This is a genomic window from Ruegeria sp. CI1 (assembly GCF_056536925.1).
In genome coordinates, this window is sequence record NZ_JBQFQP010000009.1 from 86,642 (window position 1) to 100,951 (window position 14,310).

Below are 14,310 nucleotides of genomic sequence, written 5' to 3' on the forward strand. Positions count from 1 at the left end.
AAAGAGCAGGCAGTGAAACAATGGACCGTCGAGCATTTGGATTGGGCGCATTGGCAACGTTGGGTGTTTCAGCGTGTGGCGCGTCTCCATCGAAATTTAGCACCTATCATGGACCTGAGGTAACATCTCTGGTCGTCAATAAAAGTGCGAGAAAACTCTATCTGTTGCACAACGAGCAGATCCTGAAGGAATACAAGGTCGGTCTTGGTTTCGCCCCGGATGGGCACAAGGCCATCAAGGGCGATGGCAAGACGCCCGAGGGAACCTATCTGATCGACCGGCGCAACCCCCGCAGCAGGTACCACCTGTCGATTGGAATTTCCTATCCGAACTCGCAGGACGTAGCGCTGGCCAAGGCGGCGGGAGTTGATCCGGGCGGTGACATTTTCATTCATGGCGAGCCGCAAACGAAAAGCGACCGTCAGCGCGCTCGCAAGACGGATGATTGGACTGCCGGATGCATCGCCGTAACCAACGAAGAGATCGAAGAGATCTATGCTATGGTCAACGAGGGTACAATTATCACCTTGCGGCCCTGAGGCGGTGCTCAGACCGGCCTGAAAGGTTCGAACCCGAAAAGCAGAAAGTCGCGCTGGTACAGGTCTTGTGCCAGCGCCTCTAGGTCGGCGTCGTAAATGTCTGACAAACCGTAGGGTGTGTCAGTGGTGCCCTGAGGAATGGGAGGTGGGTTCGGGTGTCCGAGATGTCGGGCAAGCGCGGGCAGGGCTTTGGAAGCTTCAGTTTCCCGGATCACGTGATCGGGTGGGGCAAAGCCGGAGAGAGCGGTCAGCACGCTGGATTGTGGGCCCCAGCTTCCGTCCAAACGGATCCCTGTCTGACCGGCCAAGTTCAGTTGCAAAAACCGAAGAAACGCTTCAAATGCTTCTCGGTGTCGCGTGACGGTATACCCCTTTCCTGGGCCGTCTGCAGGAATTGGTAGCTGAAACCTTCGGCGCAGCGTGTTGCGGATTTGGCTGTAGCTACCCGGACCGTTGGGCAGAATGTGGCGGCAAAATGCAGTGTGCGCGCGCGCCAGAGGGTGACGCAGGATCGTAAATCGTCGGTGACCGGGGTGTTCACGCATCCACTGTCGCGCGTTTTTCTGCGTCATTCCGTGTTGAAGATCCGGAACCGTGACACCATCCAGATCGGCCAGCCATTTTGCCACATCATCTTCCAGGCCGCACTTGACGGGCTGGAACATCAAAGGCGTATGCAACCCGGCGACGTAGCTTGGAACTGCCGGGCCGCGACGCGGCTCGAAGCTCGGCGTCCAGGACAGGTTGAAGATGTCGAGGTCGGCGACAGCTTTTGACATGACTTCGGGATTGGCAACCTTGTCGGATACTTGCCCCGGATTTTGCCGTTTGAGACCGTCATCTAATTTGTCGATCCGGGAATCAAGGCCCAGCCAATGCACCAACCCATTGATGACCTCGACATCCTGCAGATCTTCGTAGTCAAGATAAAACGCGGATTGGCCGCTGCGTTGCATGCTGTTCAGCAGAAAAACCTGAAAGGCCTGCAAGTCATGAACACGCCGCGTGAACTCAGCGGTATCGAAATTCGCTTTGGCATCCTTGCGGCGTTTGGCATTGGTCAGCTTCCACTGGCCGGTCTCGCGTGCGATTTTCCAGGAAACGTAGCTGTCCAACGGATTGCGGGTCAGGATGATCTTGGCGCAATGTAGGTCGGGCAGAGTCAAGTCCAGTACCCTTGAATCGTGGTCGTGAAAAAACCGGAACCCATTCAACTTGCCGGGCGCTTTTTTTACCGCTTCGATCAGTGACAAGGGGTTTTCGTCGCGCATTTCCTGCGTGATCCCAAGAATATTTTCGCGGTTCGGATAGCCGATGAAATGCGGATTGAACGCTTCGCCATGGCAGTGCAGCCCATCCACCGTGTTCAGATTGGATTCGAGAAAATTGGAGCCGGTCCGCATTTCAGCGAATACGACAAAGTAATCGAATTTGGCGTTCATACCGGACTACTGTACCAGATAGGGTTTTTTGGCGGGCATGGATGAGGGTGTCGGATGATGATCGACCGGGAAATCGCCCATCAGATAAGGATGCATCCCTTGGTTCTTGAGGTTTTGCAGGAACCGCCCAAACCCGGTGAGATCGGTCATGGTTGGCGCTTGAGACAAATGTCGGCGGTTGGAATGACCAATTTCGTCAACAAGCATTTGCAGAGGTTCCATCGGCGATTCCACGAATTCTGCCATTGTCCAGATGCGAACACGTGCCTTGACGTTATTTTCCCGCAGAAGATCCAACTGCTTGCTTTCGATCTGCTGTAATCTGGCCGCCTCTTTGCGCAAATCGGCGAAATCCCGATTTGATTTGAACAAGGGCACCGCCCATGCACCGGATATGATCGAAACCTGGGCGTTCTTGTCACGTGCGATGAAGGGGTTGATCTTCTGGTTGTCGGCTGGGCCGAATTGAAAACACTGGTATTCCCCTCGGGTGTTCCAGATCAGGTTTGTTAGGAATGCGGTGGGATTATAGTCGCGCTGGGCGGCACTGTTAGTTAATGCGCCGTTAATGATAGTTTCGCGGTCCGCGAATTCCGCGTGGTCAGGATCATAAAGATGACCATGTACTCGGGCGCCGGTCACTTTGGCGAGCCAGTTTTCGAAATCTTCGAACACATCCGAAAACCCCTGAAACACTGAATATGGACCAGCCGTCATCCCGTTTTCGCGCCCAGGATGTGGAAAGCGGCTTTGCATGTAAAGCCCGCTGCGCCCGCGCGTCCGGCGCTCGACCGCTTTGACAAAAACCCGGTCGATCTTACCAGGGTTGGGTTCTGCGGGCTTCATGGCATTTGTCTGATCGGTCAGAAATACCTGATACAGCCGATTGGCGTGCGGCCAGATTTTGCGGGCGACAAAGCAGTCCGACCGGCGTAGCAGTTGCAGGTGATCGTCATAGAAGACGTGCGGCTTGCCTTGGTAATCGAACTTGGACAACGTCAGCGACCTACTTTCGATATTGGATGAATACACCCGGGCCAGAGTTTGGAAATAGCTTTCATCCGGAATCCAGACCTTGCGAAAATACCGGTCGTGGATCTTGCGGCCTGGATCTTGAAGGATGGCGGACAAGGTTTGACGTGTCAGACACCACCACTGGCTGCCCATGTGTGGTGTCAGACCATCCGGAATGTTGCGCCGGATTTTCAGGCGGCGCTGCAGATTAACGTAGCTGTCGAATAGTCGGCGCTGTTTTTTCCAAGAAAACGGAAATCGCAGAGTGAACCGCTCGGATTCCAACCCGCCAACAGTCCAGGGTACATCGGCGGTGGTTGCACTTTCGATGAAATCGGTTCTGGGGCGGGTCGCCAAATAGTCGATCAGTTCGGAGACCGGTCGTAATGGTAGGCAGGCGCCCGACGCCAGGTAGATATGGCTCACGTCCAGATTTTGCGACAGCATCAGTTCCGCAGCTGATTGCGAGGCCGCGACGATGCCCCATCCGCCCCATTCGCAAAGATGGCGTTTGGAAAAGGAGATCAGAGGGTCATTGGCGCAGGACGTTGCAAACCGACTATAAAACTCGGATGGAACTTTCTTGTCGACATGAATGACAACAGGACAACCGGAAGCCGTCCAGTGCCGCGCGACCTGCTCGGCGCGGTCGAGATCGGTGTGAACCAGCATGATGACACCCAGTGAACTCATGCCCAGTTTCCTTTGGACATGAGGCCCAAAATCTCAAGCTGACGCCAGTTGATATATTTCTCGGACCATTGACACCAGAAATCTGTCTGGCCTAGCGGGTCTGTGGCATAGCGCTTGTATTCGCTGGATTCGGCATAGTGTTGTCCGCGTTGCAACTCCTCCTGCGCCTTGGCGCCGAATGTATCGATCAATTTGGCGTGCAGCAGCGCGCCACTTGGCTTTTCTCCGCCCCAGTCATCATAAACCTGATTCAGGCCGCGGGGCATAAGGGAATGAGTGGAACTGACATAGGTGTTCCGTCTTGACCACTTGACCAGCGGTATCTTGTTCAGTGCGGGCGCTTTTCTTGGAGTGTCCGCAAAAAACGTCCGGGCGCGGGGACCTCCCTGGATCCACAGATTTCCATACTGGGGGTTTTTGGAGATTGTATAGTTACCGGGGTCGAACCAGTTGGCAATTTCCAGCGGGTTCTGCCCTTCGGTATAGGGCGTCTGGTTGATGGGGCCTTTGGGATAGACGTCAATCAGCATGGCGCTGAAGCTGCGGATCGCGCTGTTGTCCAGCCAATCAGTTAGGGCGCGGATGGGGCGCGAATCGCAGAAGGGGTAGACAAAAAACTCATCCGGGTCGACCGTCAAAGCCCAGTGTTCGCGGGCATAAGTGCGAAGCAGATAGTTTATCCAATCCACGCCAAACGTGGCGCTCTTGTAGCTGCTGGACGTGTGCCAGAGTGACACGTCCGGTTGTTCGGAAAGGAACTTGGCAGTGCCGTCATCACTGTCATTATCGACGAACAGGAAATGATTGATCCCAAGGCTGCGGTAGTATTTCAGGAAATATGGGAGCCGGATTTTTTCGTTCCGGACCACACTGGCCAACAGCACCGCACCGGGGCGAATGTTGGATGTGTTGTTTCGGATGGGCGCCAATTCTCGGGACTTGCGAAGGCAGCGCAAAACCCGGCGCTTGCGCCGCAACCTCATGCGATAAGAGTCCAATAAACTCACGCGTCCATCCAACTATTACATACGCGAGCATGTTCAGGCGAAAGTCCGGGATTTGAGCGATCCGGACATTTGCAGTGTTATGTCACCTTTTCCTTCATGCGATCAATGAATTTAGAAAAGGTTATGCCTGGGCTGACATTTCAGCCACGCGTCGTTCTCTTTATGGTTGTAGGTCGATTCATTTTACCATCCACCTGAGGACATCAAACCCAATTCTTCCAATTGCTGCCAGTCTCGCAAGCGAGTTGAAGAATGGGTCCATAAACTCGGGTCCTGAGCGATCCCATCGTAATAGTGATCGAAAAGGTCGGGGTTGTGAAAATGTTGACCACGCAACTTTTCGACTGTCGATTTCCAGACAATTTCCGGAAGGAATTTCGTGTGCAGCAAAACACCCGAGGGCGATTTTCCTTCGGGGCCGTCATAGGTAAAGTTCAACCTGCGGGGCAGGGCCGAGTGGCAAGAATTGACATAGGCATACCGCCGGGACCACTTTACCAAAGGTATCTTGTTCAGGGTCGGAGACCGACGCGGATTGTCGCTAAAAAAGGCGCGCTCTCGCATTCCTCCCTGAACCCAAAGATTGCCCAGCGGCTGTTGGCGTTGACTGCGATAGGGGCTGGCGTCGAACCAGCAAAGCTCTTTCATGGGGTCCGCGCCAGACATATAGTTTGGTTGGCTCAGACTGCCTTTGGGATAAAGGTCCAGCAGGTGCGCGCCAAAAACATGTTGGCCCGAGGTTTCCAACCAACTGGTTAGATCGTGCAGCGACCGGGACTGGTGATGGGCATAAATCAACAACTCGTCCGCATCGATCATCAGCATCCAGTGATTGTGCCCGTACCGCATCTGCAGCCAGGTCATCCAATCCAGCCCAAAGCGCGCGGCGCGATAACTGGCGTAGGTTTGCCATAGAGATACGTCGGGTTGTTCGAGAAGCCATTCGTCGCTGCCATCGTCACTGCCATTATCGATCATCAGAAAGTGGTCGACGCCAATCCGGCGATAGTGCTCGAAGAACCAGGGCAGGCGCGCAACTTCGTTGCGCAGTGTCGTGACCGCTAGAATGTCGCCAGGTCTGATTTGCGTTGTGCGGTTCGAAAGTGTCTTGAGTTGGTGCCGGCTGCGAAACGAGCGCCACAGCAAGCGTCGTCGTTTCCAGAGCAGCTTATAAGCGCGGAGCCACCCTGGATGTTCTGGGCTATCAGCGGCAGACATCGTAGGGTTACCGTTTGTAGTGGCCATTCTGATGCCAGCGCCAGGCATCGGCGATCATAGTCTCTAACATTGACCTTTTCGGGGTCCAGCCAAGTTCGACCTCGGCCCTAGTCGAGCCGGAAACCAGCTTGGTGCAATCTCCCGCGCGGCGTGGGCCAATGTTGAAGGGCACTTCGCGGTTGGTGACAGATTTCGAATGCTTGATCACTTCCATGACCGAGAACCCCGATCCGGTTCCCAAGTTGAATACCCGGCTGCCTTTTCCCTGTTGCAACCATTTCAGCCCCAGAACATGAGCATCCACCAGATCGCAGACATGCACAAAGTCGCGGATGCAGGTGCCGTCGGGTGTGTCGTAATCGGTGCCGAACACGGTTAGCGCGTCACATTTGCCGTCGATTGCATCCAGCATCAATGGCACCAGATGGGTTTCGGGACGGTGGAACTCGCCCACCTCGCAGTCGGGGTCGGCACCTGCCACGTTGAAATATCGAAATATGACGTGCTTCAACCCATGCGCGGCTTCGAAATCGCGCAGGATGTCTTCAATCGCGCGTTTCGAGGCGCCATAGGCGTTCAGCGGCAATTGCGGTGTGGCCTCATCCAGCACAACGTTGTCATGCTCGCCATAAGTGGCGCAGGTCGAAGAGAAGACGAAGTTCAGGCAACCAGCCGCCACGGCCGCCTCGATCAGTGACAGTGACCCGTTGACGTTGTTGGTCCAGTATTTTCCCGGTTTCGACATTGCCTCGCCCACCTGGCTTAGGGCGGCGAAATGCATGACTGCGGCGGGTTGGTATTGGGCGAATACCTCGTCAAGCTGAGCACGATCCAGCAGGTCGCCCTGCACGAATGGCCCAAACTTGACCGCATCCTGCCAACCGGTGATCAGGTTGTCATAGGTGACGGGCGTATACCCGGCCTGCCTTAGCGCCTTGCAAGCATGAGAGCCAATATAGCCAGCGCCACCGGTCACGAGGATGTTGGTCATGATAAGCTGCTCTTTTCTCCTGGTTTAGCCGGTTTCCTGTTTACTCCAGCCCCATGGCCGTCATCATTTCTTCGATCTTGGGCACGTCCTGTGGGTTGTTGAGTTCCCAGAACTGCCGGCCTTTGGCTTCGACTTCGACGCAAAGAACCTTGCGGCCATTTTCCATGAAACGAAGCTGTTCGAGCCCTTCGAGCTGTTCAAGCGGGCCAGTGGGCCAGGTGGGGTAGGCGCGCAGCGCGTCGGGGCGATAGGCATAGACGCCAACGTGGTGAAAAACTGGTGTATCTTCGGCGTCATGGTAGATCTCGGAGGTGTACGGGATCACCTCTTTGGAGAAGTACATGGCGCTGTGGTCGGCAGCGAAGACGGCAGTCGTTCCGCCGACACGTCCGTTCCTTCGGTCAATCAGCAGACTGTTCAGCGCAGCTGCGTCACACCGCAAAACCGGAGTGGCGACACCCGCATCGGGTGACGCCCGCAAACCGGCGACAAGATCTTCGACGAACCAATGAGGGGTCAGAGGGGCATCGCCTTGCAGGTTGACAACGATGTCAAACCCGCCACCCAGACTGTCATGGGCCTCGGCACAGCGTTCGGTTCCGTTGCCGCAAGTTTCCGAGGTCATCACCACCTCAGCCCCGAACCCTTCCGCCACTTCGCGGATGCGGTCGTCATCGGTTGCTACAACCACACGGTCCACGCCCGACACGGCGGTTGCCGCCCGCCAGGATCGTTCGATCAGGGTCATCGAACTCCCTGTTGCCCCGGTCAGTGGCACCAGCGGCTTGCCGGGATAGCGGGTCGAAGCATAGCGGGCGGGTATGGCGATCAGAACGGACATCAGGCCTCCTTCAGGTCAACACCCGGAGCGTAGGCGATAAAGAACGGGTTGGCATAGCCTTCTTTGCCGTAGGTCAGCGGCGAATGATCGTCAAAACGCACCACCTTACCCCCCGCACCAGCCAGCACGGCATGGCCGGCGGCGGTATCCCATTCCATCGTGCGGCCAACACGTGGATAGAGATCGGCCTCGCCAGTCGCGACCAGACAGAATTTCAGCGAGGAACCGGCGCTCTTGCTGTCCCGTACTTTGTATTTGCCGATGTAATCGTCGGTTGCTTGATCTCGGTGCGATTTGGACGCGACCACCAAAAGGGCAGAATTATCCGGTTTAGAGACAGATATCGGGTTCAGATTGCCGGACGCAACCTTGTCTAGAGCGCCCGTTTCCTCCACCGATTGACCGTCGGGCCGAGTATAGAACATGCGCCCTTTTGCCGGAGCGTAAACCACTCCACGAGTGGGTATGCCGTTTTCCACCAAAGCGATGTTGACGGTGAAGTCCCCACGCCGTTTGATGAACTCCTTGGTCCCGTCCAGTGGATCGACGATCAGAAACGTTTCGCCGGATTGCGAATGCGAGGCGGCCTGCTCTTCGGTTATCAGCAGGAAATCTGGGAATGCGGCGCGCAAGCCGGTCGAGATCAGCGCGTCTGCTGCTTCGTCCGCTTCGGTTACAGGACTGGCATCGGATTTGACCTTCACATCGAAATCGTCGGCGTTGTATATTTCCATGATCTTGTCGCCTGCTTCCAGCGCAAGTCGCCGGATTATCGGAATTAGGTCTTCGTAAGTCACAAAAAAGCTCCGATCCTGTGATTTGTTGAACTAACGCATTGCCGACCTTATGCTGCGATGAAAACGGATCGGCAAGATTTCCGTGTCAGTTTTCAGGCAATGAAGCAATAAGGACGGTCGGGTGTTTCGCTACAGACAGAACAAGACCCTGTTGGGTGGGGCCGTCACGATGGCCGAGATTACCTTTCACGAGGTGGTCCGTCATGTCAGATCCAAGCACAACAATGCATGGGTTGCTTTGGGCCTCAACATTCTACAGGCAATGGTGTTTGTCGGTGTGTTTTATGCCATGTTCACGCTCTTGGGCATTCGGCGTATGTCCGTGCGCGGTGACTTTTTGCTGTACATCATGTCCGGCATTTTTCTGTTCATGTGCCACGTCAAGGCAGTGGGGGCGGTGTCGGGGGCGGCGGGCGCGAACAGTCCGATGATGAAGCACGCGCCGATGAATACACTAGTAGCGATTGCCTCGGCCGCGTTCGGAGCGCTATATACACAGCTTTTGACCCTATTTGTGATCCTGTTCATCTATCAGGTCGCTTATAAACCGCTGGTGATCTCTGATCCGGTCGGAGGCTTCGGCATGCTGTTGCTGGCGTGGTTCACCGGATGTGGTGTCGGTCTGGTGTTTCTGGCAATCAAGCCATGGGCGCCGGCGGCGGTTTCGATTATGGCCACGATCTATCAACGGGCCAACATGATCGCATCAGGCAAAATGTTTGTGGCGAACATGCTGCCGCCGACGATGCTTGCCATGTTCGACTGGAATCCGTTGTTTCACGCCATCGATCAGTGCCGCGGTTTTGTGTTTCAGAACTATTTTCCACGTAACAGCAGTTGGGAATACGCGTTATGGGTCGGCATAGTACTGATCATGCTGGGTCTGATGGGTGAATTTTATACCCGCCGCCATGTTTCGGCCAGCTGGTTTGCGCGCCGCTGACTAGTCTCCGGCCACCCGTAGGGTCAGGTTCAGCCGCCCGCCCTTTGGCAATAGTTTCGATGATCCGAATCTGATCCGATCGACGCCATGGTAGGTCAGTCGTGCCGGGCCAGCCATGGTCACAACGTCACCTGAGTTCAGCCAGATCGACTCGGTCTTTCCGCCGCGGGTGGCATTCCCGATCCTGAACAGCGCATCGTCGCCGAGAGAAACGGACACCACGGGCCAGGAAAAATCGGCCTCGTCTTTGTCCTGATGCAGGCTCATACGGCTGCCATCTCCATAGTAATTGATCAGGCAACAATCAGGCAGGCGGCTCGCACCCGATACACTGCGCCAGATATTCAGGATCTCGTCAGGGATCGCGGGCCATGGCACACCACTAGGATGCTTGTCCTGATACCGATATCCTTGTCTGTCCGTTACCCATCCAAGAATCCCTGCCGAGGTCATGCGCACCGACATTTCCCTTCCTGAGGGTGTTGTTGGGCGCACCAGCGGCGCCAGCTTGAGTACCGGGCGTAGAACCTCGATCAAGCGGTTCTGGCGAGCGGAATCGAGATACCCTTTTCGAATGTCGAAGCCGCGCAGTATCAACCGAGTCATGGGTAAACGTCCGTTCCTTACCAAATCGTTGCCAAAAAGGTCCAAGATTCCTGAAAACCTGCGATTTACCATGCTTGCAGGCCTCCATTTCGGCCCTTATATACGCCGGGACGCGCGATGGTGTAGTGCCGTCGCGCACCACTGATCGGGGCCGGGATGCCGTAACGGGTTCGGGCCTCGGGACATCGCCTTGAAGAGAAAGGGATCGAACACATGGGAAAAGTAATCGGTATTGACCTCGGCACCACCAACTCGTGCGTTGCCATCATGGACGGATCGCAACCGAAGGTTATCGAAAACTCCGAAGGGGCGCGGACCACGCCTTCGATCGTCGCCTTCACCGAAGACGAGCGACTGGTTGGGCAGCCCGCAAAGCGTCAGGCGGTCACCAACCCGGAAAACACCATCTTTGGCGTCAAGCGCCTGATCGGTCGCCGGGTCGACGACGCAGAAGTCGAAAAAGACAAGAAAATGGTGCCCTATGCCATCGTTGATGGTGGCAACGGTGATGCATGGGTCAACGCCCGCGGCGAAAAGTACTCCCCAAGCCAGATTTCGGCCTTCACGCTGGGCAAAATGAAGGAAACCGCGGAATCGTATCTGGGTGAGGAAGTCACGCAGGCGGTCATTACAGTTCCCGCCTATTTCAACGACGCGCAGCGGCAGGCCACCAAGGACGCCGGCAAAATCGCCGGGCTGGAAGTACTGCGGATTATCAACGAACCGACGGCTGCCGCGCTGGCCTATGGTCTGGACAAGCAGGAAACCCAAACCATCGCGGTCTATGACCTTGGTGGCGGTACCTTCGACGTGACCATTCTGGAAATCGACGACGGCCTGTTCGAGGTTAAGTCGACCAACGGTGACACCTTCCTGGGTGGTGAAGACTTTGACATGCGCATCGTCAACTACCTGGCCGACGAGTTCAAAAAGGAACACGGTGTCGACCTGTCGAAAGACAAGATGGCGCTGCAGCGCCTAAAAGAGGCTGCTGAAAAGGCCAAGATCGAATTGTCGTCGACCTCGCAAACCGAGATCAACCAGCCTTTCATCTCGATGGGTTCGAACGGCCAGCCACTGCACATGGTCATGAAGCTGACTCGCGCCAAGCTGGAATCGCTGGTGGGTGATCTGATCAAGAAGTCGATTAAACCCTGCCAAGCGGCCCTGAAAGACGCGGGCATCTCGGCAGCCGATGTTGACGAAGTGGTCCTGGTCGGCGGTATGACCCGCATGCCCAAGGTCATCGAAGAGGTGACCAAGTTCTTTGGCAAAGAGCCTCATAAGGGTGTGAACCCTGACGAAGTCGTTGCAATGGGTGCTGCTATTCAGGCTGGTGTTCTGCAAGGCGATGTAAAGGACGTGGTTCTGCTGGACGTGACCCCGCTGTCGCTGGGTATCGAAACGCTGGGTGGTGTGTTTACCCGCCTGATCGACCGCAACACCACGATCCCGACCAAGAAATCCCAGGTGTTCTCGACTGCCGAGGATAACCAGAACGCCGTTACCATTCGCGTGTTCCAGGGTGAGCGTGAAATGGCCGCAGACAACAAGATTCTCGGCCAGTTCAACCTTGAAGACATCCCGCCCGCACCGCGTGGCATGCCGCAAATCGAGGTGACCTTTGATATTGATGCCAACGGCATTGTTTCCGTGTCGGCCAAGGACAAGGGTACCGGCAAGGAACAGAAGATCACGATTCAGGCATCGGGTGGTCTCAGCGACGAGGACATCGAAAAGATGGTCAAGGACGCCGAGGAAAATGCAGAGGCTGACAAGGCCCGTAAAGGACTGGTCGAGGCCAAGAACCAGGCTGAAAGCCTCATTCACTCGACCGAGAAGTCGATGGAAGAGCATGGCGACAAGGTCGACCCGACCACTATCGAGGCGATCGAACTTGCCATTGCGGCGCTGAAAGACGAGATCGAAACCGACAATGCCGACAAGATCAAATCTGGCATTCAGAACGTGACCGAAGCCGCGATGAAGTTGGGCGAGGCCATATATAAGTCGCAGATGGAAGACTCCGATGACGAACCGGCTGCGGCGGATGCGGGTCCGGATGCAGACGACATCGTGGATGCCGAGTTCGAAGATCTGGATGACGACAAGCGTAACTAACGGGTAAACCGGGCCAAGACGGGCCGGTCCGGTTGCCGGGCCGGCCCGAATTCGTTGAGGCAGAAGGGATATCGGATGTCAAAACGTGACTATTACGAAGTGCTCGGTGTGTCCAAGGGCGCTGCGGCGGATGAAATCAAGAAGGCCTATCGCAAAAAGGCCAAGGAGTTTCATCCGGACCGAAATAAGGACAACCCGGATTCTGAGGCGAAATTCAAAGAGGCCAACGAGGCCTATGAAGTACTGAAGGACGCCGACAAAAAGGCGGCCTATGACAGGTTTGGGCATGCCGCGTTCGAAAACGGTATGGGCGGCGGTGGGCGTCCGGGCGGCGGTTTCGGTTCGGGCGACTTTTCCAGTGCGTTTTCCGATGTGTTTGACGACCTGTTCGGTGATTTCATGGGCGGTCGTGGAGGCGGTGGCGGCGGACGTCGCGCCGCACGTGGTTCGGACCTGCGCTATAACTTGCGGGTATCGCTGGAAGATGCGTATTCGGGCCTGCAAAACACGATTAACGTTCCCACGGCAGTGGCCTGTTCGTCATGTGAAGGCACTGGCGCAGAAAGCGGTGTCGAACCCGCAACGTGTCCGACTTGTTCCGGTATGGGAAAGGTTCGCGCGCAGCAGGGATTCTTTACCGTTGAACGCACCTGCCCTACTTGCGCTGGCATGGGGCAGATCATCAAGAACCCGTGCAAATCCTGCCACGGTCAAGGTCGCGTCGAAAAAGAGCGTGCGCTGAGCGTCAATATCCCGGCTGGTGTTGAAACTGGCACCCGCATCCGACTGGCGGGCGAGGGTGAGGCCGGAATGCGTGGCGGTCCTCCGGGTGATCTCTATATCTTTGTCGAAGTGACCCAGCACAAGCTGTTCGAACGTGACGGCGTGAACCTTTATTGCCGGGTGCCTGTCAGTATGTCCAAGGCAGCGCTGGGCGGCGCGATCGAAGTACCGACCATCGATGGCGGGCGTGGTCGCGTGCAGATCCCGGCTGGCAGCCAATCGGGTCGCCAGATGCGCCTTCGAGGCAAGGGCATGCCTGCATTGCGTGGGGGTGGTATCGGAGACATGCTGATCGAACTGGCGGTCGAGACGCCGGTCAACCTGACCAGCCGCCAAAAGGAATTGTTGCGTGAGTTTGATGAACTGGCAGATGATAACAATCCCGAGACAAAAAGCTTCTTTTCCTCGGTGAAATCCTTTTGGGACGGGATGAAGGGCTAGACCTGAAGTTTGCTCTCAGGCGGGAGGCGCAGAATATCGTTCTTCTGGGATGAGTTGATCGGTAGTGGAAGGCTGTTAACTTCTCAGAAACCGGTTCTGCGTCAACCTGTTTGGATGACACAGGATTCACTTCACGAGTCTCCCATGCTTTTTGACATGGATGAAGCGCAAGCGGTGCCACTACAGCTTGGACGACTGCCATCCTATATCAAAGATCACCGAAAGCGGCTGCGTGAGAGGTTCATGACCGGCGGCGCGGCGGCCATGCCAGACTATGAGTTGCTGGAGCTGATCTTGTTTCGCTCTGTCCCGAGGCAGGACGTAAAGCCGCTCGCCCGGCTGTTGCTGGATACTTTCGGCGACTTCAGCCGAGTACTGTCAGCACCGGTTGATCGATTGCGAGCCGTTAAGGGGGTTGGTGACAGCGTTGTCACCGACCTGAAAATCCTGGAAGCGAGCGCTCATCGTATGGCGCGGGCGCGGGTGATGCAGAGGCAAGTTATTTCCAGTTGGGATGCTTTGCTGGACTATTGCCATACGGCTATGGCGCATCGGGAGACTGAGCAGTTCCGGGTGTTCTACCTGGATCGCAAGAACGTTCTGATCGCGGATGAAGAGCAGGCGAGCGGCACCGTCGACCATGTTCCGGTCTATCCGCGGGAGGTGGCGAAACGTGCGCTGGAACTGAATGCCTCGGCACTGATCCTTGTTAACAATCATCCGTCGGGTGACCCGACTCCCTCACAGTCGGATATCGATATGACACGGCAGATTCAGAATGCATGCGTGGCGCTGGGGCTGACCCTGCATGATCATCTGATCATCGGAAAATCGGTCGAACTAAGTTTCCGTGCTGACGGATATCTCTAACCGA

Annotated in this window: 13 protein-coding genes; 5 read left to right on the forward strand and 8 right to left on the reverse strand. The window is 56.0% G+C overall.

Annotation, left to right across the window (positions count from 1 at the left end; all coding sequences use genetic code 11):
• The first annotated feature begins 20 nt into the window (after positions 1–20).
• On the forward strand, positions 21–539 hold the full coding sequence (locus tag ACR0LZ_RS12260) for a L,D-transpeptidase family protein (protein WP_480750094.1): 519 nt from the start codon (positions 21–23) through the stop codon (positions 537–539).
• An 8-nt stretch (positions 540–547) separates the two neighbouring features.
• Here the strand turns inward: ACR0LZ_RS12260 and ACR0LZ_RS12265 are convergent, their stop codons facing one another.
• The 7 genes from ACR0LZ_RS12265 to cysQ all read right to left on the reverse strand — a co-directional run bounded on the left by ACR0LZ_RS12265 (position 548) and on the right by cysQ (position 8,542).
• Positions 548–1,981: a sulfotransferase family 2 domain-containing protein gene (locus tag ACR0LZ_RS12265; protein ID WP_480750095.1), complete on the reverse strand. Its 1,434-nt coding sequence runs from the start codon at positions 1,979–1,981 to the stop codon at positions 548–550.
• A 6-nt stretch (positions 1,982–1,987) separates the two neighbouring features.
• Positions 1,988–3,688 (reverse strand): DUF5927 domain-containing protein, encoded by a 1,701-nt coding sequence (locus tag ACR0LZ_RS12270; RefSeq protein ID WP_480750096.1) that lies wholly within the window; start codon positions 3,686–3,688, stop codon positions 1,988–1,990.
• Positions 3,685–4,671 (reverse strand): glycosyltransferase family 2 protein, encoded by a 987-nt coding sequence (locus ACR0LZ_RS12275; RefSeq protein ID WP_480750199.1) that lies wholly within the window; start codon positions 4,669–4,671, stop codon positions 3,685–3,687. The genes ACR0LZ_RS12270 and ACR0LZ_RS12275 overlap by 4 nt, the downstream gene beginning before the upstream one ends.
• A gap of 207 nt (positions 4,672–4,878) precedes the next feature.
• Entirely contained in the window at positions 4,879–5,913 is a 1,035-nt protein-coding gene (locus ACR0LZ_RS12280) for a glycosyltransferase family 2 protein (protein ID WP_480750097.1), read from the reverse strand.
• A gap of 7 nt (positions 5,914–5,920) precedes the next feature.
• Positions 5,921–6,904 carry a UDP-glucose 4-epimerase GalE gene (gene galE / locus ACR0LZ_RS12285; protein WP_480750098.1) on the reverse strand — a complete coding sequence of 328 codons (984 nt, stop codon included), beginning with the start codon at positions 6,902–6,904 and terminating at the stop codon, positions 5,921–5,923.
• Positions 6,905–6,944: 40 nt separating this feature from the next.
• Positions 6,945–7,745 carry a 3-deoxy-manno-octulosonate cytidylyltransferase gene (locus ACR0LZ_RS12290; protein WP_480750099.1) on the reverse strand — a complete coding sequence of 267 codons (801 nt, stop codon included), beginning with the start codon at positions 7,743–7,745 and terminating at the stop codon, positions 6,945–6,947.
• Complete coding sequence (gene cysQ / locus ACR0LZ_RS12295; RefSeq protein WP_480750100.1) at positions 7,745–8,542, reverse strand: 3'(2'),5'-bisphosphate nucleotidase CysQ; 798 nt, start codon at positions 8,540–8,542, stop codon at positions 7,745–7,747. Before cysQ ends, ACR0LZ_RS12290 begins: the two co-directional genes overlap by 1 nt.
• Before the next feature lie 169 nt (positions 8,543–8,711).
• On the opposite strand from cysQ, the gene ACR0LZ_RS12300 reads away from it, so the two are divergent.
• Positions 8,712–9,485 carry an ABC transporter permease gene (locus ACR0LZ_RS12300; protein WP_480750200.1) on the forward strand — a complete coding sequence of 258 codons (774 nt, stop codon included), beginning with the start codon at positions 8,712–8,714 and terminating at the stop codon, positions 9,483–9,485.
• Here ACR0LZ_RS12300 and ACR0LZ_RS12305 read toward each other — a convergent pair whose 3' ends face one another.
• Positions 9,486–10,091, reverse strand: coding sequence for an alpha-ketoglutarate-dependent dioxygenase AlkB family protein (locus tag ACR0LZ_RS12305; RefSeq protein WP_480750101.1), 606 nt, complete (start codon positions 10,089–10,091; stop codon positions 9,486–9,488).
• A 213-nt stretch (positions 10,092–10,304) separates the two neighbouring features.
• On the opposite strand from ACR0LZ_RS12305, the gene dnaK reads away from it, so the two are divergent.
• From dnaK to radC, 3 genes are all read left to right on the forward strand, one after another.
• Complete coding sequence (dnaK, locus tag ACR0LZ_RS12310; protein ID WP_480750102.1) at positions 10,305–12,212, forward strand: molecular chaperone DnaK; 1,908 nt, start codon at positions 10,305–10,307, stop codon at positions 12,210–12,212.
• A 75-nt stretch (positions 12,213–12,287) separates the two neighbouring features.
• Positions 12,288–13,436, forward strand: a complete 1,149-nt coding sequence (gene dnaJ, locus ACR0LZ_RS12315) for a molecular chaperone DnaJ (RefSeq protein WP_480750103.1) — start codon at positions 12,288–12,290, stop codon at positions 13,434–13,436.
• 114 nt (positions 13,437–13,550) lie between these two features.
• Positions 13,551–14,306 (forward strand): RadC family protein, encoded by a 756-nt coding sequence (radC, locus tag ACR0LZ_RS12320; RefSeq protein ID WP_480750104.1) that lies wholly within the window; start codon positions 13,551–13,553, stop codon positions 14,304–14,306.
• Positions 14,307–14,310: the final 4 nt, after the last annotated feature.